Below are 25,384 nucleotides of genomic sequence, written 5' to 3' on the forward strand. Positions count from 1 at the left end.
GTCGACAACCTCGCCGACTGGATCGCCACCCGCGGCTACACCACCTCCTGACGGGTGCGCACAACCAACGAAGGGCCGGCCCTCACGGGCCGGCCCTTCGTCGTATGCGCAGGATCAGCCGCCGGAGTCGGCCAGCTCCGCGCCCTCGGGCACGGTGTCGTCGTCGCGGCTGGCCAGCCAGCCGTCCGGCAGGAAGACCTTGCCCGGCGAGTTGGTACGCCCCCGGGGCTGGCCCAGCGTGGCCACCGGGAACGGCTCGGCCGGGTCGAGCTTGCCGAGTAGGTCGTCGAGCTGCGCCAGGCTCTCGATCATGGCCAGCTCCCGACGCAGCTCGCTCCCGACGGGGAAGCCCTTGAGATACCAGGCGACGTGCTTGCGGAAGTCGGTGCAGCCGTCCCGCTCGCCCCTGGCCGGGTTGCGCGCGCCCACGGTGAACTGGTCGACCAGCAGCTCGGCGTGGCGGCGCATGGTGGCCGCCACCTCCCCGAGGTTGGGCAGCCGCCGCTCCGGGCGCCCGTCGAAGGCGGCCTCCAGGTCGGCGAAGAGCCACGGCCGGCCCAGGCAGCCACGGCCGATGACCACCCCGTCCACCCCGGTGTGGGCGACCATCCGCAGCGCGTCGTCGGCCTCCCAGATGTCGCCGTTGCCCAGCACCGGCACGTCGAGGGCCTGCTTGAGGGTGGCGATCGCGTCCCAGTCGGCGGTGCCGGAGTAGCGCTGCGCGGCCGTACGCCCGTGCAGGGCGACCGCCGCCACCCCGGCGTCCTGGGCGGCGAGACCCGCCTCGACGTACGTCAGATGGTCGTCGTCGATGCCCTTGCGCATCTTCACGGTGACCGGCACCCCGGCGGGTGACGCGGCGTCCACCGCGGCCTTCACCAGCCGGGCGAAGAGCCGCCGTCGCCACGGCAGGGCCGACCCGCCGCCCTTGCGGGTGACCTTCGGGACCGGGCAGCCGAAGTTCAGGTCGATGTGATCGGCGAGGTCCTTCTCCACCACGATCCGCACGGCGGCGGCGGTGATCTCCGGGTCGGTGCCGTAGAGCTGGAGGCTGCGCGGCTTCTCGTTGTCGCCGAAGGCGATCATGCGCAGCGTCTTCGGGTTCCGCTCGACCAGCGCGATGGTGGTGATCATCTCGCAGACGTAGATGCCACCGCCCTGCTCCCGGCAGAGCTGCCGGAAGCCGACGTTGGTGATGCCGGCCATCGGCGCGAGCACCACGGGCGGCCACACCTGGTGGGGGCCGATGGTGAGCGGGCGGAGGACGGGGGCGGCGGAACTGGTCACGTACCCAAGAATCCCATGCCGACGGCGACCCGCCAGCGCCCGGTGGCCGGTCGCCGCAGCGATGGTGAGCGAACTCGCACCGCGACGGCGACCGGCGTACGGATCAGTACGTGCCGGGCTCGGACAGGATCAGCCCGCAGACGTCCACGATGACCGAGGTGGCCGAGTGGACGTAGATGCCGAACGACAGCGGGGTGCCGTTGTAGCTGCCCAGCTGCACCTCGACCAGGTTCGACAGCACCTGGTTCGGCCCCCACCAGTTCAGCGAGGACGTCCCCGGCTTGGCGATCGAGGAGCTGTACGCGGTGAGGAAGCCGCCGGAGACCGTCCCCGCCACCGTGATGTTGACGTACGCCGCGGTGGCCTTCTCGGCCAGCGCCGGCGGCACGTTCTTCACCGTCACGTGGATGATCTTGCCGGCGCCGAGCTTACCGGAGAGCACGTTCCCCGCGCCCGTGACCACGTTGGCGCTGTAGGTGGCCATCGAGCGGGTGTCCAGGATGCGCTTCGGCGCGGTGGCCAGCGTCCGGTTCGCCCAGCGGGACGTGTTGACGTACTGCTTCGTCCCGGCCTTGCCGCCGATGACCAGGTCGCCCGAGTCGTTGATCGCCAGCGAGCCGGTGGGCAGATCAACCGGGATCGACGCTTCCGGGGTGGGAGCGAGGATCAACGGCGGGCGCCCGTCGCCGTGGGTGAGGGTCAGGGTCGGGGTCGCCGACGAGCCGCCGACCAGCAGCGTCTCGGCCGTGCCGGCGTCGTTGGGCTGCCCGGCGAGCACCGGATCGCCGGCCGCCGCCTCCGCCGGCGTGGCGACGACGGCCGCGACCCCGACGCCGGCGCCGACCGCGAGGCCGCCCTTCACGATCCGTCGACGGGTGGTCGAGGAGCTCTGGTCGCTGGTCATGCTGCTGCTCTCCTCGTGGTCACGCACCGGTCCGCACCTCGCGGTCACCGCGCTCGGCGGCCTCCTTGATCACCTGGGCGCGCACTCCGCTGGTACCGGAGTCGGCGGCGAGGCGGTCGCCCGAGACGGCCTTCACATTGTTGATCACGGCCGAGTCCGGGTGGAACACCAGCAGGCCGGTGACGTCGAGGATCACCGCCGTCGCGCCCACGGCCACCCAGATGGCCACCACGTCCTCGTAGTACTCCCCGGCGTCGGTCTCGTACGCGCCGAGCTGAGAGATGACGCCGTTGGAGAGCAGCTGGCCGGCGCCCCACCAGTTGATCGTCGAGGCGGTGGGCAGCTCGCCCCGGCCCCAGACCGTGGCGAACCCGCCCCGCGCGGTGTTGGCGACGGTGACGTTGCCCATCAGGCCGTCGCCGTAGTCGACGATGTCGCGCAGGTGCACGACCAGCAGGGTGTCGGGGAGCACCCGGCCCTGCGAATCGACCCGGTTGGCACCCTCGAGGAGCCGGGCGCGGCCGGCCGCACTGCGACTGTCGAGCACCCGGGTCGGCGGGATCGGCACCAGCATGGTGGCGTTCGCCGTGGTCAGCGTCTCGTGCTGCACCACCGCGCTGTTGACCACCTGCTGCACCCCCAGGCCGTCGGCGGTGGAGATCAGCCCACCGCCCCAGCCGTAGGTGGGGGTCCTGCGCGTCAGCTGCAGGGTCGCGCCGGTGGTGTTCTGCAGGGCCAGCGTGGCGGCCCCGCCCTCGGCGGCGCTGGTCACGCTGGTGTGCAGGGTGCCCGTGGTGGTCCCGCCCAGGACGACCGGGTCACCGGTCGCGGCGGCGGCGGGCGTGGCGTTGGCCGCGGTCACCGCCGTGGCGGCGACCGCGGCGCCACCGGTGACGGCGGCGCGCCGCAGCAGGGTGCGCCGCGAGGCGGAGCGGTCAGGTTCGGACGACGTCATTCTTCATTCCCCCGTTGGCTGGGTTGACGGGCGGCGGGTGGCTGCCGACGCGCGGTGCGCGCGTCCGGGCCGCCTAGGCACGGCTGACGAGCACCTGGCTCGGGTGGCCGACCAGCAGGCTGGTCATGTCGAGGATCACGTGGGTCGGCGAGGCGGTGGCCTGGAGCGTCAGCACGCTGCGGTACGCCCCGACGGCACCGAGTTCGGTGAAGAGGAAGTTCGACAGGACCTGCCCGCTGGTCCACCAGTTCACCGTGGAGGTGGCCGGCTTGGTGCCACTGCCCCACACGGTCAGCACGCCGCCACCGGTCATCCCGGCCACGGTCACGTTGCCCTTGAGCGCGTAGCCGTCCCGGACGTAGCTGTCCAGGCTGAGCACGATCGGCTTGCCGGGAACCAGCCGGCCGCTGGAGTCGAGGTCGCCCGCACCGGAGACGATGGCGCGCCGCAGGTTCGGGTCCCGGGTGTCCAGCACCCGCGTCGGCGCGACCGCCACCGAGGTGGTCGCCCACTCCGACGTCCAGGCCCAGCCGACGGTGGCGTTGTCGACGTTGTCCACGCCGGCCTTGACGAACAGATCACCCTGATTGTCGACGGCCAGCGTGCCGAGCTCCGAGTCGAACACCTGCGGGTAGAGGCTGTCGCCGGGCACGAGCCGCAGCGGCGCACCCGCGGTGTTCCCCAGTACCAGCGTGCCGTTGCCGTTCGTGGCGTTCACCGTGGTGGTGGTCGGGCCGGCGTCGTTGGTCGTACCCATGATGAGGTTGTCACCCGGGGCGGCCTGGGCCGTGCCGGGCAGCCCCACGGCGGCGGCGACACCCGCGCCAGCGGTGGTGGCGGCGGCCGTGGCGGCGCGGCGCAGCAGGCGCCGGCGCTTCGGGTCGTGGTCGTGGTCCTGTTGCGACGCGCGCGTCATGCACACTCCCCCGTGACGAGATTCAACGCCGGGAATGCTCGCACGAGTTGACAGCCAGCTCAACCACCGGTCCGGCCGGTCGGCCCATTGGTCCGGATGGCCCGAAAAAAGAGCGACGGCCCCGCCCCGGCGAACGGGGCGGGGCCGTCGGACGCCTCGGTCAGCAGCCGGGCAGGCGCTCGATCAGGTAACGCTCGACCTGGTCCAGGGCGACCCGCTCCTGGGCCATGGTGTCCCGGTTGCGCACGGTCACCGCGTCGTCGGCGAGGGTGTCGAAGTCGACGGTGACGCAGAACGGGGTGCCGATCTCGTCCTGCCGGCGGTAGCGGCGGCCGATCGCCTGCGAGTCGTCGAACTCGACCACCCAGCGCTTGCGCAGCTGGGCGGCGAGGCCCTTCGCCTTCGGGGAGAGGGCCTCGTTGCGGGACAGCGGCAGCACCGCCACCTTCACCGGGGCCAGCCGCGGGTCGAAGCGCATCACGGTGCGCTTGTCCACGCCGCCCTTGGTGTTCGGGGCCTCGTCCTCGTCGTACGCCTCGAGCAGGAAGGCCAGCACCGCGCGGGTGAGGCCGGCGGCCGGCTCGATCACGTACGGCATCCAGCGCTCGCTCTTGGCCTGGTCGAAGTAGGACAGGTCGACGCCGGAGTGCTTGCTGTGCGTGGAGAGGTCGAAGTCGGTGCGGTTGGCGATGCCCTCCAGCTCGGCGAACTCGGTGCCGCCGAACTGGAATCGGTACTCGATGTCGACGGTGCGCTTCGAGTAGTGGGAGAGCTTCTCCTTGGGGTGCTCGTAGAGGCGCAGGTTGTCGGCGGAGAGGCCGAGGTCGAGGTACCAGTTCCAGCGCTCCTGGAGCCAGTACTCGTGCCACTGCTCGTCCGAGCCCGGCTCGACGAAGAACTCCATCTCCATCTGCTCGAACTCGCGGGTCCGGAAGATGAAGTTGCCCGGGGTGATCTCGTTGCGGAACGACTTGCCGGTCTGCGCGATGCCGAACGGCGGCTTCTTGCGGGCGACCGTCTCGACGTTCTTGTAGTTGACGAAGATGCCCTGGGCGGTCTCCGGGCGCAGGTAGTGCATGCCCTCGTCGCTCTCCACCGGGCCGAGGTAGGTCTTCATCAGGCCGTTGAACATCTTCGGCTCGGTGAAGGTGCCCTTGTTGCCGCAGTTGGGGCAGTTCAGCTCCTGGAGCGAGGTCAGCGGCTTGCCGTGCTTCTCGGCGTACGCCTCCTCGAGGTGGTCCGCGCGGAACCGCTTGTGGCAGGACTGGCACTCGGTCAGCGGGTCGACGAATTCGGCGATGTGGCCGGAGGCCTCCCAGACCTTGCGGGCCAGGATGACCGCGGAGTCCAGGCCGACGACGTCGTCGCGCTGCTGGACCATGGTCTTCCACCACTGCCGGCGGACGTTTTCCTTCAGCTCCACGCCGAGCGGACCGTAGTCCCACGCCGACCGGGTACCCCCGTAGATCTCGCTGGAGGGGAAGACGAAGCCTCGGCGCTTGGCGAGACTGACGACGGCGTCGATACGATCGGCTGGCATGTTTCCTCCTACGCCGGCTGGCGGTCGGCGGGGACGCGATGTGGACGGAACGAACACTTCGGGACAACGGTACGACCAGCGGCGCCCCGAGCCCAGCAGAATACTCCGGACGGGTCAGCTGACCCCGCAGACCTCCATGCCGCCGGTCTGCTGGTCGGCGGCGAGGGTGACCTGCTGGGTCTCCCGGCCGCCGCCGCTGAGGGTCACGTCGACCGGCACGGTCAGCGCCGTCGGGTCCACCTCACCGACCCGGTAGGCGGCCACCGCCGGCTCGTCGGCCACCCGCTGGGCGAAGTCCGCCCGCGACTCGCGCCGCTGCGCGTCGTCGCAGAGCTTGTCGTACGCCTTGCCGAACTCCCGCTCGACCAGCGCCCGGTAGTAGGAGTCGGTGACCGACTTGCCCTGCTCCTCGACGGCCTGCACGTTGCTGACGACCAGGCCGATGGCGGCCGCGCCACCCCCGCCGCAGCAGATCAGCAGGGCGAGCGCGCCCACGCCGAGCCCCAGCCAGAGCCGGACCCGGCCGCCCTCGGTCGGCGGCGCGGCGAACGGCGGGACCACCCCGGGCCCCGGCGGCGGGCCGGGCACCCCCGGGTCGCCCCCGGACCCGGGCGGCGGGGTGCCGTCCCGGCCGGGGATCGAGGGGTACGGCGGTGGGGCTGCCGGGCCGGGAGCGGTCATAGGAGCAGGGTAGTGCCCGCCGTCTCAGCGGTGCGGACTCGTGGCCCGATCACTGGTGGCCACCACGACCTCACCGCCCGGGGCGGCACTGGCCAGCGTCTCGTACGCGGACGGCTCGTCGAGCGACTCGGCGAGCAGCGGCACCGCGGCGATCTTGACGTCGAAGCCGCCGAGCGCCCGCCGGTAGGTGCCGACCGACTCCCACTCGGTGACCAGGCACCAGTGCCGGGGGTCGTCGAGCGCCCGGAGCAGCTCACCGCGCAGGTAGCCGGGGCGGGCGGCGAGCGCGGTCAGGGCGGCGTGCGCCCGGGTGGCGAAGTCGTCCGCGCCATCGACGTCGACCACGAACCGGTTGGTCACCAGCACGGGGTTCCTCCTCGTAGAGTCTGTGGGATGCAGCGTACGCAGAGCCTCCTGCTGGCCCGGCTGGCCCGGGCGAATCCGACGTCGGTGTTCCTCGCCACGCTGGTCGTGGTGCTGGTGGCGTTCTTCGCGCCGGGGCCGGTCGGCGGAGTGCTGCTGCTGGCGCTGGCGGCCGGGCTGGGCTTCCTGCTGGCCACCACCTGGCCGGTGCAGACGCCGCGGACCCGGGCGCTCCGACTCGTCATGCTGACGTTGTTGATCGCAGTGGCCCTGGTCAAGCTGCTCTGACATGCAATCATGCGTTTTTGACAATCATTGTCGTTGCCACGGACAGTTGACGACATGACCGTCCGCTCCGTGTCCCGCGCCCTGACCGCCGCCGCCGTAGTGCTGGCCCTCGGCGGCGCCGCCGCCTGCTCCACCGACGGCGCCGGCGCCGACCCGGACCGGGTGGACGTGGTGGCGGCCTTCTATCCGTTGCAGTTCGTGGCGGAGCGCGTCGGCGGGGACGCCGTCCGGGTCACCAACCTGGCCAAACCGGGCGCCGAGCCGCACGACCTGGAGCTCAACCCGGGCCAGGTGGGCCAGGTCAGCGAGGCCGAGGTCGTCGTCTACCTCAAGGGCTTCCAGCCGGCGGTGGACGAGGCCGTCGACCAGAACGCGGCGAAGCGCGCGTTCGACGTCGCCACCGTCCAGCCGCTGCTGACCGGCGCGGCCGGCGGGCACGAGCACGAGGGTGAGGCCGGTCACGCCGAGCAGGAGTCCGGCGGCAGGGACCCGCACCTCTGGCTCGACCCGACCCGGCTGGCCACCGTCGCCGACCGGCTCGCCCAGCGGCTCGGCCAGGTCGACCCGGACCGGGCCGCCGACTACACCGCCCGGGCCACCGCGCTCGGCGGCGAGCTGAAGAAGCTCGACACCGACTACACCGCCGGCCTGAAGACCTGCCAGCGCCGGGAGATCGTGGTCAGCCACACCGCCTTCGGCTACCTCGCCGAGCGCTACCGGCTGGAGCAGGTCGGCCTGACCGGCCTCACCCCGGACACCGAGCCCTCCCCGCAGCGGCTGGCCGAGGTCGCCCGGGAGGCCCGGGAGCACGGCGCCACCACGATCTTCTTCGAGACGCTGGTCAGCCCGAAGGTCGCCGAGACCATCGCCGCCGAGGTCGGCGCGAAGACCGCCGTCCTCGACCCGCTCGAAGGGCTCTCCGGTGACGGCGGCGGCGACTACCTTTCGGTGATGCGCACCAACCTGGCCACCCTGCGGACCGCGCTGGGGTGCTCGTGACCACGCCGGTGATCCACGTCGCGCACGCCGCGGCCGGCTACGACGGCCGCCCCGTGCTGCGGGACGTCTCGCTGACCGTCACCGCCGGCGAGGTGGTGGCCGTCCTCGGCGCCAACGGCTCCGGCAAGTCCACCCTGATCCGCGCCGTGCTCGGGCTGGTCCCGCTCGGCTCCGGGTCGGTGGAGCTCTTCGGCACCCCACTGCGCCGGTTCCGGCAGTGGCAGCGCATCGGGTACGTCCCGCAGCGGCTCGGCGCCGGCAGCGGCGTACCGGCGACCGTGCGCGAGGTGGTCGCCTCCGGCCGGCTGGCCCGCCGGGGCGTGCTGCGCCCGCCGGGCCGCGCCGACCGGGTCGCGGTCGACGCGGCACTGCACGCGGTCGGCCTCGCCGACCGGGCGGGCGACCCGGTGTCCACCCTCTCCGGCGGCCAGCAGCAGCGCACCCTGATCGCCCGGGCGCTGGCCGGGCAGCCGGAGCTGCTGGTGCTCGACGAGCCGACCGCCGGTGTCGACGCGGCCAGCCAGGAGGCGTTCGCGGGGGCGCTCCGCGACTTCACGGCCGGCGGCGGCAGCGTGCTGCTCGTCGCCCACGAACTGGGCCCGCTGCGCCCGCTGATCAGCCGGGCGGTCGTCGTCCACCAGGGCGGCATCTGCCACGACGGCGCCGTGCCCGAACCGGCCGGCCACCACGCGGAGCCCGACCACGACCACGTGCACCCGCACGGTCCCGAGGAGCCCGCCGGGCTGTGGAGCAGCTGACATGAGCCTCTTCCAGTACGACTTCATGTGGCGGGCGCTGCTCGGCGCGCTGGTGATCGGGCTGGCCGCCCCGGCGCTCGGCATCTACCTGGTGCAGCGGCGGCTGGCCCTGATCGGCGACGGCATCGGGCACGTGGCGCTGACCGGTGTCGGCGCCGGCCTGCTGCTCAACCGCTCCCCGGTGGTGGTGGCGGTGATCGCGGCGACCCTCGGCGCGATCACCATCGAGCTGGTCCGGGCCCGCGGGCGTACCTCCGGGGACCTGGCGCTGGCGCTGCTCTTCTACGGCGGCATCGCCGGCGGCGTGATGCTGGTCGGGCTCTCCGACGCCAGCAGCGCCAACCTCAACGCGTACCTGTTCGGGTCGCTCACCACCACCTCGAAGACCGACCTGGCCACCATCGCGGTGCTCGGCGCGGCCATCGGCGTCACCATGCTGGCGCTGCGCCCGGCGCTCTTCGCGGTCTGCCACGACGAGGAGTACGCCCGGGTCTCCGGGCTGCCGGTGCGGGCGTTGAACCTGCTGCTGGCGGTCGCCACCGCGGTGACCGTGACCATCGCCATGCGGGCCGTCGGAGTGCTGCTGATCAGCGCCCTGATGGTGGTGCCGGTGGCCACCGCCCAGCAGGTGACCAGGGGCTTCCGCAGCACCATGACGGCGGCCATGACGCTCGGTCTCTTCGCCGCCGGCGCCGGGGTCTGGGTGGCCGCCAACGCCGACACCGCCCCGGGCGCCTCGGTGGTGCTGCTGGCGATCGCCTCGTTCCTGGTGGTCGCGGTCGGTGCCGCCGGCTGGCGGGCGCTGCGCCGGCGGGTGGCGCCGGCCGACCTGACGGCCCACGAGCCGCACGAGGTGGTGCTCCGGTGACTCAGGGGCACGGGCTGTCGGCGGTATTGGTTACCGTTGCAACGTGACCGGCAGCAACGGCTATGACGCCTTCGAGGGCGCGGGCGACCTGCTGCGCGCCCTCTCCGCCCCGATCCGGCTGGCGATCGTGAGCGAGCTGGCGCAGGGTGAGAGGTGCGTCCACGAGCTGGTGGAGAAGCTCGGCGCGGCACAGCCGCTGGTCTCCCAGCACCTGCGGGTGCTGCGCGGCGCCGGGGTGGTGCGTGGCTCCCGACGCGGCCGCGAGATCGCGTACGCGCTGGTCGACGAGCACGTGGCGCACATCGTGGCCGACGCGGTCAGCCACGCCGGGGAGGGATCATGACCGAGGGAGCCGTGCGCAACACCCGGCAGCGGTCGGCGGTGAGCGCCCTACTCGCCGAGGTCGAGGGCTTCCACAGCGCCCAGGATCTGCACGCCATGCTGCGCGCCCGCGGTGAACGGGTCGGCCTCACCACCGTCTACCGGACGTTGCAGGGGCTCGCCGACGCCGGCGACATCGACGTGATGCGCCCGCCCGGCGGCGAGCACCTCTACCGCCGGTGCAGCGAGGGCCACCACCACCATCTGGTCTGCCGCGCCTGCGGGCGCACCGTCGAGGTGGCCGGGCCGACGGTGGAGACCTGGGCCGAGCGGGTGGCGGCCCAGCACGGCTACGCCGACGTCAGCCACACCCTGGAGATCTTCGGCACCTGCCCGGAGTGCGCGGGCTGACCACCCGCGCGGGGGGTGCCGGGCGGGCCGTACCGTGGCACGCTGTCCGGCGTGAAGATCTACGCTGACCGTTTTCCGGTCGCCCTCCGTCAGCTCCTGACCGACCTGCTCGTCGTCGTCTGGGTCTATGCGGCGATCCGTTTCGCCCGCTGGCTGTACGACCTGGTGGAGAAGCTCGCCGTACCCGGACGGAAGCTGGAGGGGGCCGGCACCGGCCTCGCCGACAACCTGGCCGACGCCGGCGGCAAGGTCGGCCGGGTGCCGCTGGTCGGCGACGAGCTGACCGGCCCGTTCACCAAGGCCGCCGACGCCGCGCGCGCGGTCGCCGAGGCGGGCCGGGACCAGCAGGACCTGGTCGGCCAGCTCGCCCTGGCGTTGAGCATCGCCGTGCTGGTCTTCCCGCTCGGCCTGGTGCTCTTCGGCTGGCTGCCGTTGCGGCTGCGCTGGATGCGCCGGGCCGCCTCGGCGAAGGCGCTGGCCGTCGCCCCGGCCGGGCGGGACCTGCTGGCCCTGCGGGCGCTGGCCAACCAGCCGCTGCGCCAGCTCACGAAGATCGATCCGGACGTGGCCGAGGCGTGGCGCCGCGGCGACGACGCCACCGTCGACCGGCTCGCCGCGCTGGAGCTGCGCCGACTCGGCCTGCGCGGTGCCCGATAGGGTGTGGCGGTGCTCTGGTTCCTGATCGTCATCGCCGTGCTGCTGCTCGGGTACGCCGCCGTCCTGGTGAGCTTCGTCCGCCGGGGGCGCAAGATCCCGCCGGCGGCCTACCTGGTGCTCGCGGCGTTCAACGGACTGATCCTGGCCGGTGTGCTGGCCTGGGCGATCGCCCGCTGACCGCGCCGGGCCGCGCCCGCGCCGCCCGGATTGCCGGCCGGCCGGCGGGCACGGCGACCGCCGGCTGCGGCAGGTCGCGTCCGCGACCCGCCGCAGCACGTGCCGACGGGCGTCAGCGCGGCGGCGGGATGCGACGCCGGACGTCCTTGGCGGTGGACGGCCCCGGTGACCAGCGGGCCACCCAGGGCGAGTCGGCCGGCGGGGTGATCACGCCCTCCTCGATGCCGGCGTACCGGCCGGCGAGGATCCGCTTCGCGGCCGCCACGTCGACCGAGTCGGTGTTGTCCCAGAGGGCGGTGAAGAGCTGCTCGACCCGGATCCGCGCCTGCCGGCAGAACAGGTCGGCCAGCTCGACGTTCTCCGGGCGGGTGTCCTTCTCCGCATTGGCCCGGACGCAGACCGCGGCCATCGCGAACAGCTCCGCGCCGATGTCCACCACCCGGCCGAGGAACGCCTGCTTGCGCTCCATCTTTCCCTGCCAGCGCGACATCGCGTAGAAGGTCGACCGGGCCAGCTTGCGCGACGAGCGCTCCACCAGCCGCAGGTGCCCGGCGAGCGGCCCGAACTCCGCGTACGCCCCGGGGCTCTGCCCCTTGCCCACCGCGAGGGTCGGCAGCCACTTCGCGTAGAAGGCACCGGCCCGCGCCCCCGCCCTGGCCTTGCGACCGAGCCCGGCGTCCGGGTCGATGATGTCGCCGGCCACCGCGAGGTGCGCGTCGACCGCCTCCCGGGCGATCAGCAGGTGCATGATCTCGGTGGAACCCTCGAAGATCCGGTTGATCCGAAGGTCGCGGACCAGCTGCTCGACCGCGGCCGGGCGCTCGCCGCGGGCGGCCAGCGAGTCGGCCGTCTCGTAGCCGCGCCCGCCCCGGATCTGCACCAGCTCGTCGCCGATCTTCCAGGCCATCTCGCTGGCGTAGAGCTTGACCAGCGCCGCCTCGATCCGGATGTCGTTACGGTCGTCGTCGGCGAGCAGGCAGCAGAGGTCGAGCATGGTCTCCATGCCGTACGTCGTGGCCGCGATGAAGGCGAGCTTCTGCGCGACCGCCTCGTGCTCGCCGACCGGCCGGCCCCACTGCACCCGGTCGGCGGCCCACTCCCGGGCCACGTTCAGCGACCACTTCCCGGCGCCCACGCACATCGCCGGCAGCGACAGCCGGCCGGTGTTCAGGGTGGTGAGCGCGATCTTCAGGCCCTTGCCCTCGCCGCCGATCACGTTCTCCTTCGGCACGAAGACGTCGTGGAAGCGGGTGAGGCTGTTCTCCAGGCCGCGCAGCCCGACGAAGGCGTTGCGCCGCTCGACGGTGATGCCCTCGCTGTCGCCCTCCACCACGAAGGCGGTGATGCCGCCCCGGCGGCCCTCGGCGGCGGGCACCCGGGCCATCACCACCAGCAGCGTGGCGACCGTGCCGTTGGTGGCCCAGAGCTTGACCCCGTTGAGCCGGTAGCCGGTGCCGTCGGCGGTCGGCTCGGCGGTGGTGGCCAACCGGGCTGGGTCGGAGCCGACGTCCGGCTCGGTGAGCAGGAACGCGGAGATTTCGCCGGCCGCCAGCCGGGGCAGGAACGTCTGCTTCTGCTCGTCGGTGCCGAACATCTTCAGCGGCTGCGGCACGCCGATGGACTGGTGGGCGGAGAGCAGCGCGCCGATCGCCGGGCTGACCGAGCCGGCCAGCATCAGCGCCCGGCAGTAGTGCAGGTTGCTCAGCCCGAGGCCGCCGTACTTCCGGTCGATCTTCATGCCGAAGGCGCCCAACCGGGCGAGCCCGTGGAACACCTCGTCCGGGATGGACGCGTCCCGCTCGATCGCCGCGCCGTCCACCTCGGAGCGCAGGTACGCCCCGAACTCGGTGAGGAACGCCTCGGCCCGCTCGACGTCCGCCGGGTCGGACTGCGGCCACGGATCGATCAGGTCGAGCCGGAACCGGCCGAGGAAGAGCTCCTTGCCGAAGCTGGGCCGGTCCCAGGCGGACTCCCGGGCCGCCTCGGCGACCTGGCGGGCCTCCTTCTCGGAGACCTGACCCGCCTCGGCGGGCAACGGCCCGGCGCCGTCCTGGGTGGGTGTGCTGTCCTGCGTCGTGGTCACGGCTGCCCCCTCGAACCTCGGTCCGGCTGCGGAAACGTGCTCGACAAACAGCACGCTACCCCCGGTTGTTACCCAGGGGTAGCGTTGTGTGCACGTCCGATTTTCCAACCGGGTGGCGGTTGCCGCCGCCGCTCAGTCGCCGGCCAGCACCTCCGGCTCGTCATCGTCGTCGTCGATGTCGTCGTCGCCCCAGCTGCGCCGGGCGAACGGCAGGATCATCCAGAAGGTCAGGAACCACAGTCCGGTGAGCCCGCTGAGCACAAAGGCGAGGCCGCGGTCGAGCACGAAGTCGGTGATCAGCAGCACCGCGCTGACCATGGAGACCAGCATGAAGGCGAGGCCGCCGGTGGCCATCCGGTGCGCGAAGCGGACCAGCTCCGGCTTGCGACCCTGGCGGAACAGCGCCCGGTGGAAGGCGACCGGCGAAATGATCATCGCGGTGGCGGCGGCCGCCGACAGCAGCGCGACGATGTAGACGTCCTTCTGGAATTCGGTGGTCCGGGTGAAGCCGTTGCTGAACGGCAGGGTCAGCAGGAAGGCGAAGAGGATCTGCACGCCGGTCTGCGCGACCCGCAACTCCTGGAGCAGGTCGGCGAAGTTGCGCTGCCAGCGCTGCTTCTCGGATTCCTTCGACACGCGCAACCTCCGGTCAGACGGTACTGCCCGTGGGCGTCACCCACGGGCAGCTCCGAACTTCCCCATCGGACGCCGCCGCGAAACCGGTTCAGGAACCCCGGCGGATCCGGCCGGCGTACCGGGCCTCCAGCGCGGCGTTGTGCTCGTCGCCGCCGGCGATGTTGGCCGACAGGTAGACCGGGGGCCGCTCCCCCGCCGCGATCAGCCGGGCCACCGTCTCGGTCACGATCTGCTGCGCCAGCAGGGCCGCGGTGATGGAGGAGACCGCGCCGACCGCGCCGCCGCCCGGCAACGGCAGGGTCGCGTCACCGTACGGGGCGCCGTTGTCGAGCACCACGTCGGCGAAGTCGGCGAGCTTGCGCCCGGACGGGTGCCGCGAGGTCATCCGGCCGGAGTGCTCCGCCGAGGTGATGGCGATCAGCCGGTGGCCGTGTTCCTTCACCACCGAGGCGAACTCCACCATCGCGCCGTTGACACCGGAGTTAGAGGCCAGCACGAAGACGTCCGGCGGGCTGACCGGGGCCAGCTCGTAGAGCCGGTGCGCCACGGCCGGGTCGCGTTCCAGGTGCGGCCCGAGGACGCTGGGCGGCTCCCCGCCGAGCAGCACCAGGTCGCGCAGCGCGATCCGGTTCGTCGGCACCAGCCCGCCGGCCCGGCCGGCGATCTCCATGGCCAGCGCCTCGGAGTGTCCGGTGCCGAAGGCATGGATCACCCCGTCGGCCCGCAGCGCCTCGGCGAGCAGGTCGGCCGCCCGGCCCACCGCCTCCCGCTGGCCGGCCGCCACCCGGGCCATCGTCGCGGTCACCACGGCCAGGTACTCCTCAGCGCTCACCGTCATGCTTCCTCCGCTCTCAGGCCAGCCCACGGGCGCGGGCCAGGATCGCCTCGGCCAGCGGGCCGGGCGCCTCGTCGGGGATCCAGTGGGTGACCCCGGGAAGCGTCACGAACCGGTAGTCCCCCGTCACGTGGCCGGCGCACGCCTCGGCGGCCGTCCGGCCGAGGGCGACGTCCTGGTCGCTCCAGACGTAGGTGGTCGGCACGTCGACCGGGCCGACGGCCTTCATGTCGTCCCCGGACATCGCCCGGTACCAGTTGAGCGCGCCGGTCAGCGCGCCCGGCTCCCGCATCGGCTCGGCGTACCGGGCCACCCGGGCGGCGTCGCCGACGCCGGAGAGCAGCCGGCGCAGGGCGGCGGCCCGCCCCGCCAGCAGCACCTTCTCCGCCATTCCCGTCCGACGAAACAGCACCATGTACGCGGAGCGCGCCTTCTGCCGGGTGTCGTGCTTCAGGGCGTACCCGAAGGCCGCCGGATGGGGCACGGAGACCGCGGTGAGGGTGCGCACCCGGTCGGGGTGCTTCGCGGCGAGGGCCCAGGCGACCACGGCGCCCCAGTCGTGCCCGACCACATGGGCGGCGTCGACGCCCAGCGCGTCGAGCACCGCCACCGCGTCGGCGACCAGTTCGGGGAGCCGGTAGGCGGCGACCTCGGTCGGCCGGGCGCCCGGGGAGTAGCCCCGCTGGTCCGGGGCGTGGGTACGCAGCCCGGCGGCGTGCAGCGCCGGCACCACCTCGTCCCACTCCCCGCCGTGCTGGGGGAAACCGTGCAGCAGGAGGACGGGGTCGCCGTCCTCCGGGCCGCCGGTGCGTACCTCGAAGGTCAGTCCTCGCGCCTCGACCCGCATGATCGGCAGCCTAGCCGCAGCGACCCGCCCGGGCATCCGCCCCGACCGGGCGGCTCGGCCCGGCCCGCAGGTCGGTGCTAGCGTCTGCCGAGACAACTTCACATCCGACAGGGGAGCGCACAGCGCTGAGAGTGCGGGCACCGCCCGCAGACCCTCGAACCTGATCTGGGTAATGCCAGCGCAGGGAGTTCGGTCGACCTCCAGCCGCGCCGCCGTCCGGCAGCAACCGGGCGCGGCGTGCGTCTTCTCCTGGTTCGATCATCTGAACTGGGAGCCATCATGAACCACACGGACAGCAACCGGTGGCGGACCGTCGACATCGTGGTCGCCTCGGTGATCGCCGTCGCCTTCGGCGTCATCTTCTGGGCCTGGGGCCTGGTCTGGAGCGCCACGGACGCCGCATTCGCCTTCTTCCCGCCAGCGCAGACGCTGATCTACGGCGTCTGGCTGGTCCCGGCGGTGCTCGGCGGCCTGGTCATCCGCAAGCCGGGCGCCTCGCTCTACTGCGAGCTGGTGGCCGCGATCGTGTCCGCGCTGCTGGGCAGCCAGTGGGGCGGCATCGTGATCGTGCAGGGCCTGATGCAGGGCGTCGGCGCGGAGCTGGCGTTCGCCGCGTTCCGCTACCGGTCGTTCCGGCTGCCGACCGCGCTGCTGGCCGGCGCGCTGACCGGCCTGAGCGCGGCGATCTTCGACTTCGTCTACTGGAACAAGGCCACCGACCTGACCAGCTACCGGATCCCCTACGCGCTGCTCACCATCGTCAGCGCGACGATCATCGCGGGCGCCGGCTCGTACTACCTGACGGCCGCCCTGGCCCGCACCGGCGTCCTGGACCGCTTCCCCGCCGGCCGAGACCGCGCCACGGTCTGACCGCGTCCCAACCACGTTGATCATGAGGTTGACGGCGATGTGGATCTCCCGAAGTGCCGCCAACCTCATGATCGACGGGGCAGGGTGGGAGCCGTGAGCGCGGTGGAACTGCGCGGGTTCGGCTGGCGGCACGCCGGGCGGAGGGCGTGGGCCGTCCGGGGAGTCGACCTGCGGGTGGAGCACGGGGAGCGGGTGCTGCTGCTCGGGCCCTCCGGGGCCGGGAAGAGCACCCTGCTGACCGCGCTCGCGGGACTGCTGCCGGAGGACTCCGGTGAGCAGGAGGGGACCGTCGAGATCGACGGGCTCGACCCGCGCAAGGACCGGGAACGGGTCGGCATCGTCTTCCAGGACCCGGAGACCCAGCTGGTGATGGCCCGCTGCGGCGACGACGTGGCGTTCGGGCTGGAGAACCGGGGCGTACCGGCGGACGAGATCTGGCCCCGGGTCGACGAAGCGCTGCGTCGGGTCGGCTTCCCGTACCACCGGGACCGGCTCACCGCCGCCCTCTCCGGCGGCGAGCAGCAACGCCTCGCCCTGGCCGGCGCGCTCGCCCTGCGCCCCGGCCTGCTGCTGCTCGACGAGCCGACCGCCAACCTGGACCCGGTCGGCGCCGAGCTGGTCCGCCGGGCCGTCGCCGGCGCGCTGGACGCCGACACCACCCTGATCCTGGTCGAGCACCGGGTCGCCGAGGCGCTGCCGCTGGTCGACCGGGTGGTGGTGCTGGAACCGGGCGGCGGCGTCCGCGCGGACGGGCCACCGGAGGCGGTCTTCGCCGCGCACGGCGACGCCCTCGCCGCCGAGGGCGTCTGGGTGCCCGGCCGGACCATCCCGCCCCGGCACGCCACCGCGCCCGCCGGGGACCGGTTGCTCACCGCCGACCGGCTCGGCCTGCCGCCCCGGCTGGGCGGCACCGACCTGGCGGTACGCGCCGGCGAGGCACTCGCCGTACTCGGCCCGAACGGCGCCGGCAAGTCCACCCTCGCCCTGCTGCTCGGCGGGCTGCTCCGCCCCGGCACCGGCCGGGTCACCGCCACCGACGCGCTGGCCGGCACCGACGCCCGCACTCCCCCGCACCGCTGGCGGGCGCCCGCGCTGGCCCGCCGGATCGGCTCGGTCTTCCAGGACCCGGAGCACCAGTTCGTCACCGGCACCGTCTTCGACGAGCTGGCGCTCGGCCCGCGCCGCACCGGCCGCCCACCGGCGGAGGTACGGTCCACCGTGGACGGTCTGCTGGAACGGCTGCGGCTGACGAAGCTGGCCGGCGCCAACCCGTACACCCTCTCCGGCGGGGAGGCGCGTCGGCTGAGCGTGGCGACCGCCCTGGCCACCGCGCCCCGCCTGGTGATCTGCGACGAACCGACCTTCGGCCAGGACCGGCGGACCTGGCGGGAGCTGGTCGACCTCTTCGCCGACCTGCGCGACGCCGGGCACGGCGTGGTGACGGTGACCCACGACGCGGACTTCGTCGCCGCGCTCGCCGACCGCACCGTCACCCTGCCCGGGCGAGCCGGTCCCGGTGCCGCCACCGTCGGCCCGCGCGCCGCGGACGGTGGCGGGCCGGAGCGTCTGCCGTGATCGGCCTGGAACCGGTCGCGACGCCCGGGGCGCCGCTGGCCCGGCGCAATCCGGTGGCCAAGCTGGCCGCCGCGCTGGTGTTCACGTTCGTGCTGGTCGCCACCCTCGACCCGGTGGCACCGGCGATCGCCATCGCGGTCGAGCTGGCGGTGCTGCCGCTGTTCGGGATCCGTTACCGGGTGCTGGCCCGCCGGGCGCTGCCGCTGCTGGCCAGCGGGCTCGGCATCCTCGTCACCCTGGTGCTCTTCGCCGCCGACCGGTCCGGCCCGGTGCTGCTCGACGCCGGGCCGCTGCTGGTGACGCAGGGCGTCCTGGTCACCGCGCTCGGCCTGGTGCTGCGGACCTTCGCGGTGGCGCTGCCCGGGGTGATCGTCTTCGCCACCACCGACCCGACCGACCTGGCCGACGCGCTGATTCAGAACGCGAAGGCGCCGGCCCGCTTCGCCCTCGGCGCGCTGGCCGCGTTCCGGTTGGTGCCGCTGCTCGGCCAGGAGTGGCAGATGATCGCGATGGCCCGCCGGGCGCGCGGCGTGGACGCCGGGCGCAATCCCGTGGCGAAGCTACGGCTCTTCATCTCGACGGCGTTCGCCCTGCTGGTCGGCGCGATCCGTCGGGGCACCCGGCTGGCGGTGGCGATGGACGCCCGCGGCTTCGACGCCGGCACCCCCCGTACGGTGGCCCGCCGGCAGCACTTCGGCCGGGCGGACTGGCTGCTGATCGCCGCGGCGGCGGTACTGGCCGGCGGCGCGCTGGCGGTCAGCATCGCCCTCGGCGCGTTCCGGCCGCTGATCGGCTGACCGCGGGGGCACGGCCCGGGACACGATGCAGCCACCCGTGCGCCGGACCCCGCCCCGCGCTGCGCCGAGAACCGAGGGCCAGAGCCGGGTGCGGCCGCCCCACCGGGACGACCGCACCCGGACACCGGTCAGCTGCGCCGGAAGGCGTACCGCCGGGTCTGACCGCGGGCGGCGGTGCCGCCCACGCCGCCCCGGACCGGCGGACCGCCGCGCGGCGGCGGGGTGACCGGCGCCGGCCGGGTCGGCTCGGGCTCCGGCGCGGCCGGCAGCTCGACCGGGTGTGACAGCGCAACGGTGAGCGGGTCGACCGGGTCGACCGGTTCGGGCCGCGCGGCGAGCGGGCCGGGCACCGCCGGCGGGGACTTCTTCGGGGACTTCTTCGGGTGTCGCTTGGCGGGCATGCGCCGCCTCCTTCGCGAACGGGACCGCGCCGCCGGGCGGGCGGTCGACGGGCAGGGACGACCCGGGCGACCCGACCACGCGGACACCGCGCGAACGGCGGTGGGGATGCGGACGCCCGGAGGGCACGGACCCGCGGCGACAGGCGGCGGGCCGGCTCGGAAGTGAGGGCGTCAGTTGCGCATGCCGGCAGGTTAGCCGCCGGGCGACGCCGGCCGCACCCGATTAACCGGCACAATCGGCGGCATGCTGATCGCGTTCTCGATCACCCCGCTCGGCGTGGGTGAGTCCGTCGGCGACCTGGTCGCCGAGGCCGTCCGGGTGGTCCGCGCCTCGGGCCTGCCGAACCGTACCGACGCCATGTTCACCACCGTCGAGGGCGAGTGGGACGAGGTGATGGCGGTGGTCAAGCAGGCGGTCGACGTGGTCGCCGCGCGGGCGCCCCGGGTCAGCGTGGTACTCAAGGCCGATGTCCGGCCGGGGGTGACCGACGCGCTGACCGGCAAGGTCGCCCACGTCGAGGCACGGCTCGCCGAGGGCTGACCGCCCCGCCGCCGCGACGCCGCGCGCCCCGCCGGTCACCGACCGTCGATGAGACGGCCCACGTCGCCGCCGACCGCGATACGGTCGCAGGACGGGCATGCCGACGGAGGGTGGCGGTACGGATGGTGGAGCGGGCGACGGCGCAGATCGGCGTGACCGGGCTGGCGGTGATGGGCCGCAACCTGGCCCGGAACCTGGCCCGCAACGGCTTCACCGTGGCGGTGCACAACCGCTCGCCGGAGCGCACCCGCAGCCTGGTCACCGAACACGGCGACGAGGGCAACTTCGTGCCGTCGGAGTCCCTGACGGACTTCGTCGCCTCGCTGGAACGCCCCCGGGCGGTGATCGTGATGGTCAAGGCGGGCGGCCCCACCGACGCGGTGATCGACGAACTGGTCCCGCTGCTGGAGGAGGGGGACATCGTCGTCGACTGCGGCAACGCGCACTTCGCCGACACCCGCCGCCGGGAGGAGGCGCTACGGGCCCACGGGCTGCACTTCGTCGGCACCGGCGTCTCCGGCGGCGAGGAGGGCGCGCTGCGCGGGCCGAGCATCATGCCGGGCGGCTCGGCGGAGTCGTACCAGAAGCTCGGGCCGATGTTCGAGAAGATCGCCGCGCAGGTCGACGGCACCCCGTGCTGCCGGCACATCGGGCCGGACGGCGCCGGGCACTTCGTCAAGATGGTCCACAACGGCATCGAGTACGCCGACATGCAGCTCATCGCCGAGGCGTACGACCTGCTGCGGGCGGGGCTGTCGGCGAGCCCGGCGGAGATCGCGGAGATCTTCCGGGAGTGGAACACCGGCGAGCTGGAGTCCTTCCTCATCGAGATCACCGCCGACGTGCTGGCGCACACCGACGCGGCCACCGGCAAGGCCTTCGTGGACGTGGTGCTCGACCAGGCCGAGCAGAAGGGCACCGGCCGGTGGACGGTGCAGATCGCGCTCGACCTCGGCATCCCGATCACCGGCATCGCCGAGGCGACCTTCGCCCGGTCGCTCTCCGGCCACGCCGACCAGCGTGCGGCGGCCCGCCGGGCGTTCCCCGACGCCGGCGAGAAGTGGCAGGTCGAAGACCGGGACGCCTTCGTCGAGGACGTCCGGCGCGCGCTGCTGGCCAGCAAGATCGTCGCGTACGCGCAGGGCTTCGACCAGATCCGGGCCGGCAGTGACGAGTACGACTGGGACATCGACCTGGGCGGCACCGCCACCATCTGGCGGGGCGGCTGCATCATCCGGGCCCGCTTCCTGGACCGGATCCGGGAGGCGTACGACGAGCAGCCGGAGCTGTCGACGCTGCTGGTGGCGCCGTACTTCGCCGACCGGGTCAGCGCCGGCGTGCCGGGCTGGCGGCGGGTGGTGGCGGACGCGGCCCGGGCCGGCGTGCCCACCCCGGCGTTCTCATCGTCGCTGGCCTACTTCGACGCGCTGCGCGCGGAGCGACTGCCGGCGGCGCTGATTCAGGGGCTGCGGGACAACTTCGGCGCGCACACCTACCGTCGGGTGGACCGGGAGGGCTCGTTCCACACCCTCTGGGCGGGCGACCGCTCCGAGGTGGCCGGCTGAGGGCGCACGCCCGGCACCGCGGCGCGTCGCCACGCCGTCAGGCGAGATTGGCGTGCATCTCCCAGACCAGGATCTCGGCCGGCTCGGCGGCGCTGACCCGCTGACCGCCGGTCATCGTGATCCGGGCGGCGTCGCCCTCGCCGAGGTGTCCGCTGCCCTCCAGGGTGACCGCGCCGCTGGGCACGTAGAGGTGCAGGAAGGGGGCGTCGGGGAGGGTGACCTCGTCGCCGGGGGCGAGCCGGGCGGCGTGCAGGGCGGCGTACCGGTTGCGGATCCGGATGGCGGACGCGCCGTCGTAGCGTTCCATCCCCGAGGCGACCGGGACGAGGCCGCCGCGGAGCAGCTCGTCGCCGATCTCCAGCTGCTCGTAGCCGGGGTCGACGCCCTCTTCGTCGGGGAGCACCCACATCTGCACGAAGTGGACCGGGTCCTGGTGCGGGGCGGTGTGGTCCAGCCGCCAGGAGTCGTTCTTCTCGGAGTGCAGGATGCCGGTGCCGGCGCTCATCCGCTGGGCCAGCCCGGGATAGATGACGCCGGAGTGGCCGGTGGAGTCCTGGTGCACCAGGGAGCCGCGCAGCACCCAGGTGACGATCTCCATGTCCTCGTGCGGGTGGGTCTCGAAGCCGGTGCCCGGGTGGACCACGTCGTCGTTGTTGACCAGCAGCAGTCCGTGGTGGGTGTTCGCCGGGTCGTAGTGCCGGGAGAACGAGAAGGAGTGCTTGGAGTCGAGCCAGGAGAGCCGGGTGGCGAACCGGTCGGCGGCTCGCCGGACGTCCACCGCCGGCGCGGGGGCCAGGGCCGTCACCACGCACGCTGCCCGGTCTCGGTGGGCGCCCAGGTCAGCGCCGGCTCCCCGTTGGCCAGCTCGGCGATCTCCCCGGCCCGTACGGCGGGGGCGTGCCCCAGCTCCGTGCAGTGCTGCTCGGCGATCTCCGCGCAGATGGCCGCCACCTGCTCACACATCGGGCTGCCGAGATCCGCCGCGTTCAACGCCATGATCATCTTGTACCGCAGGTCCGCCATTGCCCACCCCCACCCGATCCTACGTGGATCATGGAGCCGTGGGAGCCGGTTACGGACCGCGGTGCGGCACCGGACACGACGACGGCGCCGCACCCCGCAAGGGGGCGGCGCCGTCGGGCGATCGCGTCACCAGAACCGGCGGCGCTTGGCCTTCTGCGGGCGCAGCATGTCGGCGCCCTTGTTGAGCAGGCGGCTCACGCCGGTCGGGCCACGCCGGGCCTCCAGCGTGTGGCTGAGCCGACGGGCGCCGGCCGCCGCGAGCGGCACGGCGACCGCCATGACCGCCCACTGGGCAATCCGCTTCTGAATCATGTGGGTTCACCTCCGCGTCGTGTCTGCTGACTGAGGAGGTACCCCACGGAACGGCCGGCCAATCGTGAGCTACGTCCGCGGCGCGACCGGATTGGGCAGGGCGCCGCCGAACCGGCGGTCCCGCTGCGCGTACAGCTCGCAGGCGTACCAGAGGTGCCGGCGGTCGAAGTCCGGCCAGAGCGTGTCCAGGAAGACCAGCTCCGCGTACGCGGTCTGCCAGAGCAGGAAGTTGGAGATCCGCTCCTCGCCGGAGGGGCGCAGGAAGAGGTCCACCTCGGGGATCTCCGGGTGGTAGAGGTACTTCGCGACCGTCTTCTCGGTGACCTTGCCGGGGTCGAGCCGGCCGGCGGCCACGTCCCGGGCGATCGCGGCCGCCGCGTCGGCGATCTCCGCCTGGCCGCCGTAGTTGACGCAGAACTGGAGGGTCAGCGTCGAGTTGCCCCGGGACATCTCCTCCGCGGTCTGCAACTCGGAGATGACGCTCTTCCACAGCCGGCCCGCCCGCCCCGACCAGACCACCCGGACACCGAGGTCGACCAACTGGTCCCGGCGGCGACGGATGACGTCCCGGTTGAAGCCCATCAGGAAGCGCACCTCGTCCGGCGAGCGCCGCCAGTTCTCGGTGGAGAACGCGTACGCCGACAGGTAGGGCACACCCAGCTCGATCGCGCCCTCGATGGTGTCGAAGAGGCTGTGCTCGCCCTGCTCGTGACCCTTGGTGCGGGGCAGGCCGCGCTCCTTGGCCCAGCGGCCGTTGCCGTCCATCACCACGGCGATGTGCTTCGGCAGCGCCTCCGCGGGCAGCGCCGGCGGCCGGGCGCCCGACGGGTGCGGTGTCGGCGGCACCGGCTCGCGCCGGCCGGCCCTCAACGATCGGATCACTCGTTCATCTCCCTGTCCACGCCCTCCGCCCCGGCGCCCGCACCACGCGGCGGCGGGACCGGACCGGCCGCGCCACCGCCCGCAGGCAGCACCGGACCGGCCACCGCACCGCCGGGCGAGGCAGCCGGGCCGGCCGCCGGGGCGCCCCGGTCGACCAGCGGCAGCGAGCGTAGCGCGCGCTCCAGATGCCACTGCAGGTGCGCCGCGACCAGGCCGCTGCACTCCCGGCGTACCCCCGTCTCGGCGGCGTCGGCGACCCGCCAGTCGCCGCTGGTCAGCGCGGACATGAGATCGATGGTGGCCGGGGCCGGGTGGGCCGCCCCCGGGGGCCGGCAGTCCGGGCAGACCGCGCCCCCGGCGGGCACCGAGAAGGCCCGGTGCCGCCCCGGCGTGCCGCAGACCGCGCAGGCGATCAAGGCCGGCGCCCAGCCGGCCAACGTCATCCCGCGCAGCAGGTACGCGTCGAGCACCAGCGTGGTCGCGTGCTCCCCCAGGGCCAGCGCCTTCAGCGCGCCGAGGGTGAGCTGGAACAGCCGCAGCGAGGGCTCCCGCTCGACCGGGGTGAGCCGCTCGGCGGTCTCGGCGATCGCGCTCGCCGTCGTGTAGCGGGGATAGTCGCCGAGGAAGCGCTTGCCGTAGAGGTCGATCCCCTCGACCTGGCTGACCGTGTGCAGCGAGCTGCCGTGGTTGCCCTTCGGATCCCCGGCGAGCTGGAGGTCGACGTGCCCGAACGGCTCCAGCCGGGCGCCGAACTTGCTGGTGGTGCGCCGGATGCCCCGGGCCACCGCGCGCAGCCGGCCGTGCCGGCGGGTGAGCAGGGTGATGATCCGGTCGGACTCGCCGAGTTTCTGCACGCGCAGGACCACCGCGTCGTCGCGGTAGAGCTGTCGGCGGTACCCGGCCATCCGGCCATTCTCCCTCGGGGTCGGAAATCAGGGTCGGTTCGGGGTGGACCGGCGTGACGTCCCGGATGTGCCGCCCCCGGGACCGACCGTAGGTTGCTGGCCATGGCACCGCACCGCACCGCCGTCGCCCTGGGCGCGACCGCCGTCCTCATCCTCACCGCGGGGTGTGACAGCCTCGCCTCCCGGCGGCTGGACTTCGACACCACCGAGTCGGCCACCGTCAGCCGGATCACCGTACTGCCCGGCGCGGGCGACGTGACGGTCCGCGCCACCGGCCCGGCCACCGGGGTACGGGTCAAGCGGGTGCTGCGCTACCAGGGCGACCAGCCCGACACCACGTACGAGATCCGGGGCGGGGAACTGATCCTGGACACCGAGTGCGGCCCGCACTGCTCCGTGTCGTACGAGGTGACCGCCCCGCCCGGGGTGCGGGTGCAGGGCGAGACCGGCTCCGGCGACCTCGTCCTGGCGAAGACCGGCCCGGTCGACCTCCGGCTCGGCTCGGGCAACATCCAGGTGGCCGGCGCGACCGGGGCGGTCCGCGCGGAGACCGGCTCGGGCAACATCGAGGTGCAGGACGTCGCCGCCCCGGTCGACCTGCACGCCGCGTCCGGCGACATCACCGCGCTACGGCTCGGCGGCCAGGTGGCGGCCGAGACCGGCTCCGGCAACGTCACCGTCGAGCTGGACCGGCCCGCCTCGGCGCGGGTCCGGGCGTCCAGCGGAGACGTGGAGCTGGTGGTGCCCGCCGGCCGGTACCGGATCCGGTCCAGCACCGGCTCCGGCGACGCGCAACTGGGCGTCACCGACGACCCGGGGGCGTCGCTGGTGCTGGACGTGGGCACCGGCAGCGGGAACGTGACGGTCAGCCAGCGTTGAGTTCGACCGTGGTCGGCTCCGCCGACCGCTGCGCCGGCACCCGGGCGGCGGCCCCGGCGGGGGCGGGGCTGGTCGGCACGGCGGCGGCGGCCCGGGCCGTACGCGCGG

31 protein-coding genes and 1 riboswitch are annotated in these 25,384 nt (G+C 73.5%); of the genes, 14 read left to right on the plus strand and 17 right to left on the minus strand.

What is annotated here, in order from left to right; translation table 11 throughout:
* Window positions 1-114: 114 nt before the first annotated feature.
* From dusB to V6U81_RS26260, 7 genes are all read right to left on the minus strand, one after another.
* Window positions 115-1,287: a tRNA dihydrouridine synthase DusB gene (dusB, locus tag V6U81_RS26230; protein ID WP_334493085.1), complete on the minus strand. Its 1,173-nt coding sequence runs from the start codon at window positions 1,285-1,287 to the stop codon at window positions 115-117.
* Between the two features lie 103 nt (window positions 1,288-1,390).
* The gene (locus tag V6U81_RS26235) at window positions 1,391-2,218 is read right to left on the minus strand and encodes a hypothetical protein (RefSeq protein WP_334493088.1); all 828 of its coding nucleotides are present in this window, start codon (window positions 2,216-2,218) and stop codon (window positions 1,391-1,393) included.
* Window positions 2,211-3,146, minus strand: a complete 936-nt coding sequence (locus V6U81_RS26240) for a hypothetical protein (protein WP_334493091.1) — start codon at window positions 3,144-3,146, stop codon at window positions 2,211-2,213. Before V6U81_RS26240 ends, V6U81_RS26235 begins: the two co-directional genes overlap by 8 nt.
* 73 nt (window positions 3,147-3,219) lie before the next feature.
* On the minus strand, window positions 3,220-4,062 hold the full coding sequence (locus V6U81_RS26245; protein ID WP_334493093.1) for a hypothetical protein: 843 nt from the start codon (window positions 4,060-4,062) through the stop codon (window positions 3,220-3,222).
* Window positions 4,063-4,222: 160 nt separating this feature from the next.
* Window positions 4,223-5,602, minus strand: coding sequence for a glycine--tRNA ligase (locus V6U81_RS26250; RefSeq protein WP_334493095.1), 1,380 nt, complete (start codon window positions 5,600-5,602; stop codon window positions 4,223-4,225).
* A gap of 114 nt (window positions 5,603-5,716) precedes the next feature.
* The gene (locus V6U81_RS26255; protein WP_334493165.1) at window positions 5,717-6,190 is read right to left on the minus strand and encodes a hypothetical protein; all 474 of its coding nucleotides are present in this window, start codon (window positions 6,188-6,190) and stop codon (window positions 5,717-5,719) included.
* 117 nt (window positions 6,191-6,307) lie between these two features.
* Window positions 6,308-6,649, minus strand: a complete 342-nt coding sequence (locus V6U81_RS26260; RefSeq protein ID WP_334493099.1) for an antibiotic biosynthesis monooxygenase family protein — start codon at window positions 6,647-6,649, stop codon at window positions 6,308-6,310.
* 27 nt (window positions 6,650-6,676) lie between these two features.
* Between V6U81_RS26260 and V6U81_RS26265 the strand changes: the two genes are divergently transcribed.
* Genes V6U81_RS26265 through V6U81_RS26300 form a run of 8 tightly spaced genes read left to right on the plus strand, consistent with a single transcriptional unit; the run spans window position 6,677 to window position 11,125 of the window.
* The gene (locus V6U81_RS26265) at window positions 6,677-6,934 is read left to right on the plus strand and encodes a DUF6703 family protein (RefSeq protein WP_334493101.1); all 258 of its coding nucleotides are present in this window, start codon (window positions 6,677-6,679) and stop codon (window positions 6,932-6,934) included.
* Between the two features lie 54 nt (window positions 6,935-6,988).
* Window positions 6,989-7,933, plus strand: coding sequence for a metal ABC transporter substrate-binding protein (locus V6U81_RS26270; RefSeq protein WP_334493103.1), 945 nt, complete (start codon window positions 6,989-6,991; stop codon window positions 7,931-7,933).
* A complete protein-coding gene (locus V6U81_RS26275; protein ID WP_334493105.1) occupies window positions 7,930-8,691 on the plus strand; it encodes a metal ABC transporter ATP-binding protein in 762 nt (253 codons plus the stop codon). The genes V6U81_RS26270 and V6U81_RS26275 overlap by 4 nt, the downstream gene beginning before the upstream one ends.
* Window position 8,692: 1 nt before the next feature.
* Window positions 8,693-9,559 carry a metal ABC transporter permease gene (locus V6U81_RS26280; protein ID WP_334493108.1) on the plus strand — a complete coding sequence of 289 codons (867 nt, stop codon included), beginning with the start codon at window positions 8,693-8,695 and terminating at the stop codon, window positions 9,557-9,559.
* 43 nt (window positions 9,560-9,602) lie between these two features.
* Complete coding sequence (locus V6U81_RS26285; RefSeq protein WP_334493112.1) at window positions 9,603-9,902, plus strand: ArsR/SmtB family transcription factor; 300 nt, start codon at window positions 9,603-9,605, stop codon at window positions 9,900-9,902.
* A complete protein-coding gene (locus tag V6U81_RS26290; protein WP_334493115.1) occupies window positions 9,899-10,291 on the plus strand; it encodes a Fur family transcriptional regulator in 393 nt (130 codons plus the stop codon). Before V6U81_RS26285 ends, V6U81_RS26290 begins: the two co-directional genes overlap by 4 nt.
* 51 nt (window positions 10,292-10,342) lie before the next feature.
* Window positions 10,343-10,948 carry a hypothetical protein gene (locus tag V6U81_RS26295; RefSeq protein WP_334493118.1) on the plus strand — a complete coding sequence of 202 codons (606 nt, stop codon included), beginning with the start codon at window positions 10,343-10,345 and terminating at the stop codon, window positions 10,946-10,948.
* Between the two features lie 9 nt (window positions 10,949-10,957).
* On the plus strand, window positions 10,958-11,125 hold the full coding sequence (locus tag V6U81_RS26300) for a hypothetical protein (RefSeq protein ID WP_334493121.1): 168 nt from the start codon (window positions 10,958-10,960) through the stop codon (window positions 11,123-11,125).
* Between the two features lie 112 nt (window positions 11,126-11,237).
* On the opposite strand, the gene V6U81_RS26305 is transcribed toward V6U81_RS26300, so the two are convergent.
* The 4 genes from V6U81_RS26305 to V6U81_RS26320 all read right to left on the minus strand — a co-directional run bounded on the left by V6U81_RS26305 (window position 11,238) and on the right by V6U81_RS26320 (window position 15,526).
* The gene (locus tag V6U81_RS26305) at window positions 11,238-13,208 is read right to left on the minus strand and encodes an acyl-CoA dehydrogenase family protein (RefSeq protein WP_334493124.1); all 1,971 of its coding nucleotides are present in this window, start codon (window positions 13,206-13,208) and stop codon (window positions 11,238-11,240) included.
* Between the two features lie 132 nt (window positions 13,209-13,340).
* Complete coding sequence (locus V6U81_RS26310; protein WP_334493126.1) at window positions 13,341-13,844, minus strand: DUF6328 family protein; 504 nt, start codon at window positions 13,842-13,844, stop codon at window positions 13,341-13,343.
* 88 nt (window positions 13,845-13,932) lie between these two features.
* Window positions 13,933-14,682, minus strand: a complete 750-nt coding sequence (locus V6U81_RS26315) for a sugar isomerase domain-containing protein (protein WP_334493129.1) — start codon at window positions 14,680-14,682, stop codon at window positions 13,933-13,935.
* Window positions 14,683-14,695: 13 nt separating this feature from the next.
* The gene (locus V6U81_RS26320; protein ID WP_334493132.1) at window positions 14,696-15,526 is read right to left on the minus strand and encodes an alpha/beta fold hydrolase; all 831 of its coding nucleotides are present in this window, start codon (window positions 15,524-15,526) and stop codon (window positions 14,696-14,698) included.
* Window positions 15,527-15,625: 99 nt separating this feature from the next.
* Window positions 15,626-15,731: riboswitch (TPP riboswitch) on the plus strand.
* 74 nt (window positions 15,732-15,805) lie between these two features.
* Here V6U81_RS26320 and V6U81_RS26325 point away from each other — a divergent pair.
* From V6U81_RS26325 to V6U81_RS26335, 3 genes are all read left to right on the plus strand, one after another.
* Window positions 15,806-16,396: an ECF transporter S component gene (locus V6U81_RS26325; RefSeq protein WP_334493135.1), complete on the plus strand. Its 591-nt coding sequence runs from the start codon at window positions 15,806-15,808 to the stop codon at window positions 16,394-16,396.
* 93 nt (window positions 16,397-16,489) lie between these two features.
* Window positions 16,490-17,971 (plus strand): ABC transporter ATP-binding protein, encoded by a 1,482-nt coding sequence (locus V6U81_RS26330; protein WP_334493138.1) that lies wholly within the window; start codon window positions 16,490-16,492, stop codon window positions 17,969-17,971.
* Entirely contained in the window at window positions 17,968-18,768 is an 801-nt protein-coding gene (locus V6U81_RS26335) for an energy-coupling factor transporter transmembrane component T family protein (RefSeq protein WP_334493140.1), read from the plus strand. Before V6U81_RS26330 ends, V6U81_RS26335 begins: the two co-directional genes overlap by 4 nt.
* Before the next feature lie 128 nt (window positions 18,769-18,896).
* On the opposite strand, the gene V6U81_RS26340 is transcribed toward V6U81_RS26335, so the two are convergent.
* Window positions 18,897-19,169, minus strand: coding sequence for a hypothetical protein (locus tag V6U81_RS26340; protein ID WP_334493143.1), 273 nt, complete (start codon window positions 19,167-19,169; stop codon window positions 18,897-18,899).
* Window positions 19,170-19,413: 244 nt separating this feature from the next.
* Here V6U81_RS26340 and V6U81_RS26345 point away from each other — a divergent pair, with 244 nt between their 5' ends.
* Both V6U81_RS26345 and gndA read left to right on the plus strand, forming a co-directional pair.
* Window positions 19,414-19,710: an MTH1187 family thiamine-binding protein gene (locus V6U81_RS26345; protein ID WP_334493146.1), complete on the plus strand. Its 297-nt coding sequence runs from the start codon at window positions 19,414-19,416 to the stop codon at window positions 19,708-19,710.
* A 122-nt stretch (window positions 19,711-19,832) separates the two neighbouring features.
* The gene (gndA, locus tag V6U81_RS26350) at window positions 19,833-21,275 is read left to right on the plus strand and encodes an NADP-dependent phosphogluconate dehydrogenase (RefSeq protein ID WP_334493148.1); all 1,443 of its coding nucleotides are present in this window, start codon (window positions 19,833-19,835) and stop codon (window positions 21,273-21,275) included.
* A gap of 37 nt (window positions 21,276-21,312) precedes the next feature.
* Here gndA and V6U81_RS26355 read toward each other — a convergent pair whose 3' ends face one another.
* The 5 genes from V6U81_RS26355 to recO form a co-directional block, all read right to left on the minus strand.
* Window positions 21,313-22,083 (minus strand): pirin family protein, encoded by a 771-nt coding sequence (locus tag V6U81_RS26355; RefSeq protein WP_334493151.1) that lies wholly within the window; start codon window positions 22,081-22,083, stop codon window positions 21,313-21,315.
* On the minus strand, window positions 22,077-22,298 hold the full coding sequence (locus V6U81_RS26360) for a thioredoxin reductase (RefSeq protein WP_334493154.1): 222 nt from the start codon (window positions 22,296-22,298) through the stop codon (window positions 22,077-22,079). The genes V6U81_RS26355 and V6U81_RS26360 overlap by 7 nt, the downstream gene beginning before the upstream one ends.
* 126 nt (window positions 22,299-22,424) lie before the next feature.
* Complete coding sequence (locus V6U81_RS26365; RefSeq protein WP_334493157.1) at window positions 22,425-22,610, minus strand: hypothetical protein; 186 nt, start codon at window positions 22,608-22,610, stop codon at window positions 22,425-22,427.
* A gap of 69 nt (window positions 22,611-22,679) precedes the next feature.
* Window positions 22,680-23,456, minus strand: a complete 777-nt coding sequence (locus tag V6U81_RS26370) for an isoprenyl transferase (protein WP_334493168.1) — start codon at window positions 23,454-23,456, stop codon at window positions 22,680-22,682.
* Between the two features lie 32 nt (window positions 23,457-23,488).
* Entirely contained in the window at window positions 23,489-24,397 is a 909-nt protein-coding gene (gene recO, locus V6U81_RS26375) for a DNA repair protein RecO (protein ID WP_334493159.1), read from the minus strand.
* Between the two features lie 102 nt (window positions 24,398-24,499).
* Between recO and V6U81_RS26380 the strand changes: the two genes are divergently transcribed.
* Window positions 24,500-25,276, plus strand: coding sequence for a DUF4097 family beta strand repeat-containing protein (locus V6U81_RS26380; protein WP_334493162.1), 777 nt, complete (start codon window positions 24,500-24,502; stop codon window positions 25,274-25,276).
* The last annotated feature ends 108 nt before the right edge of the window (window positions 25,277-25,384 follow it).

This window comes from Micromonospora lacuserhaii, from assembly GCF_036902735.1.
Lineage (GTDB): Bacteria > Actinomycetota > Actinomycetes > Mycobacteriales > Micromonosporaceae > Micromonospora.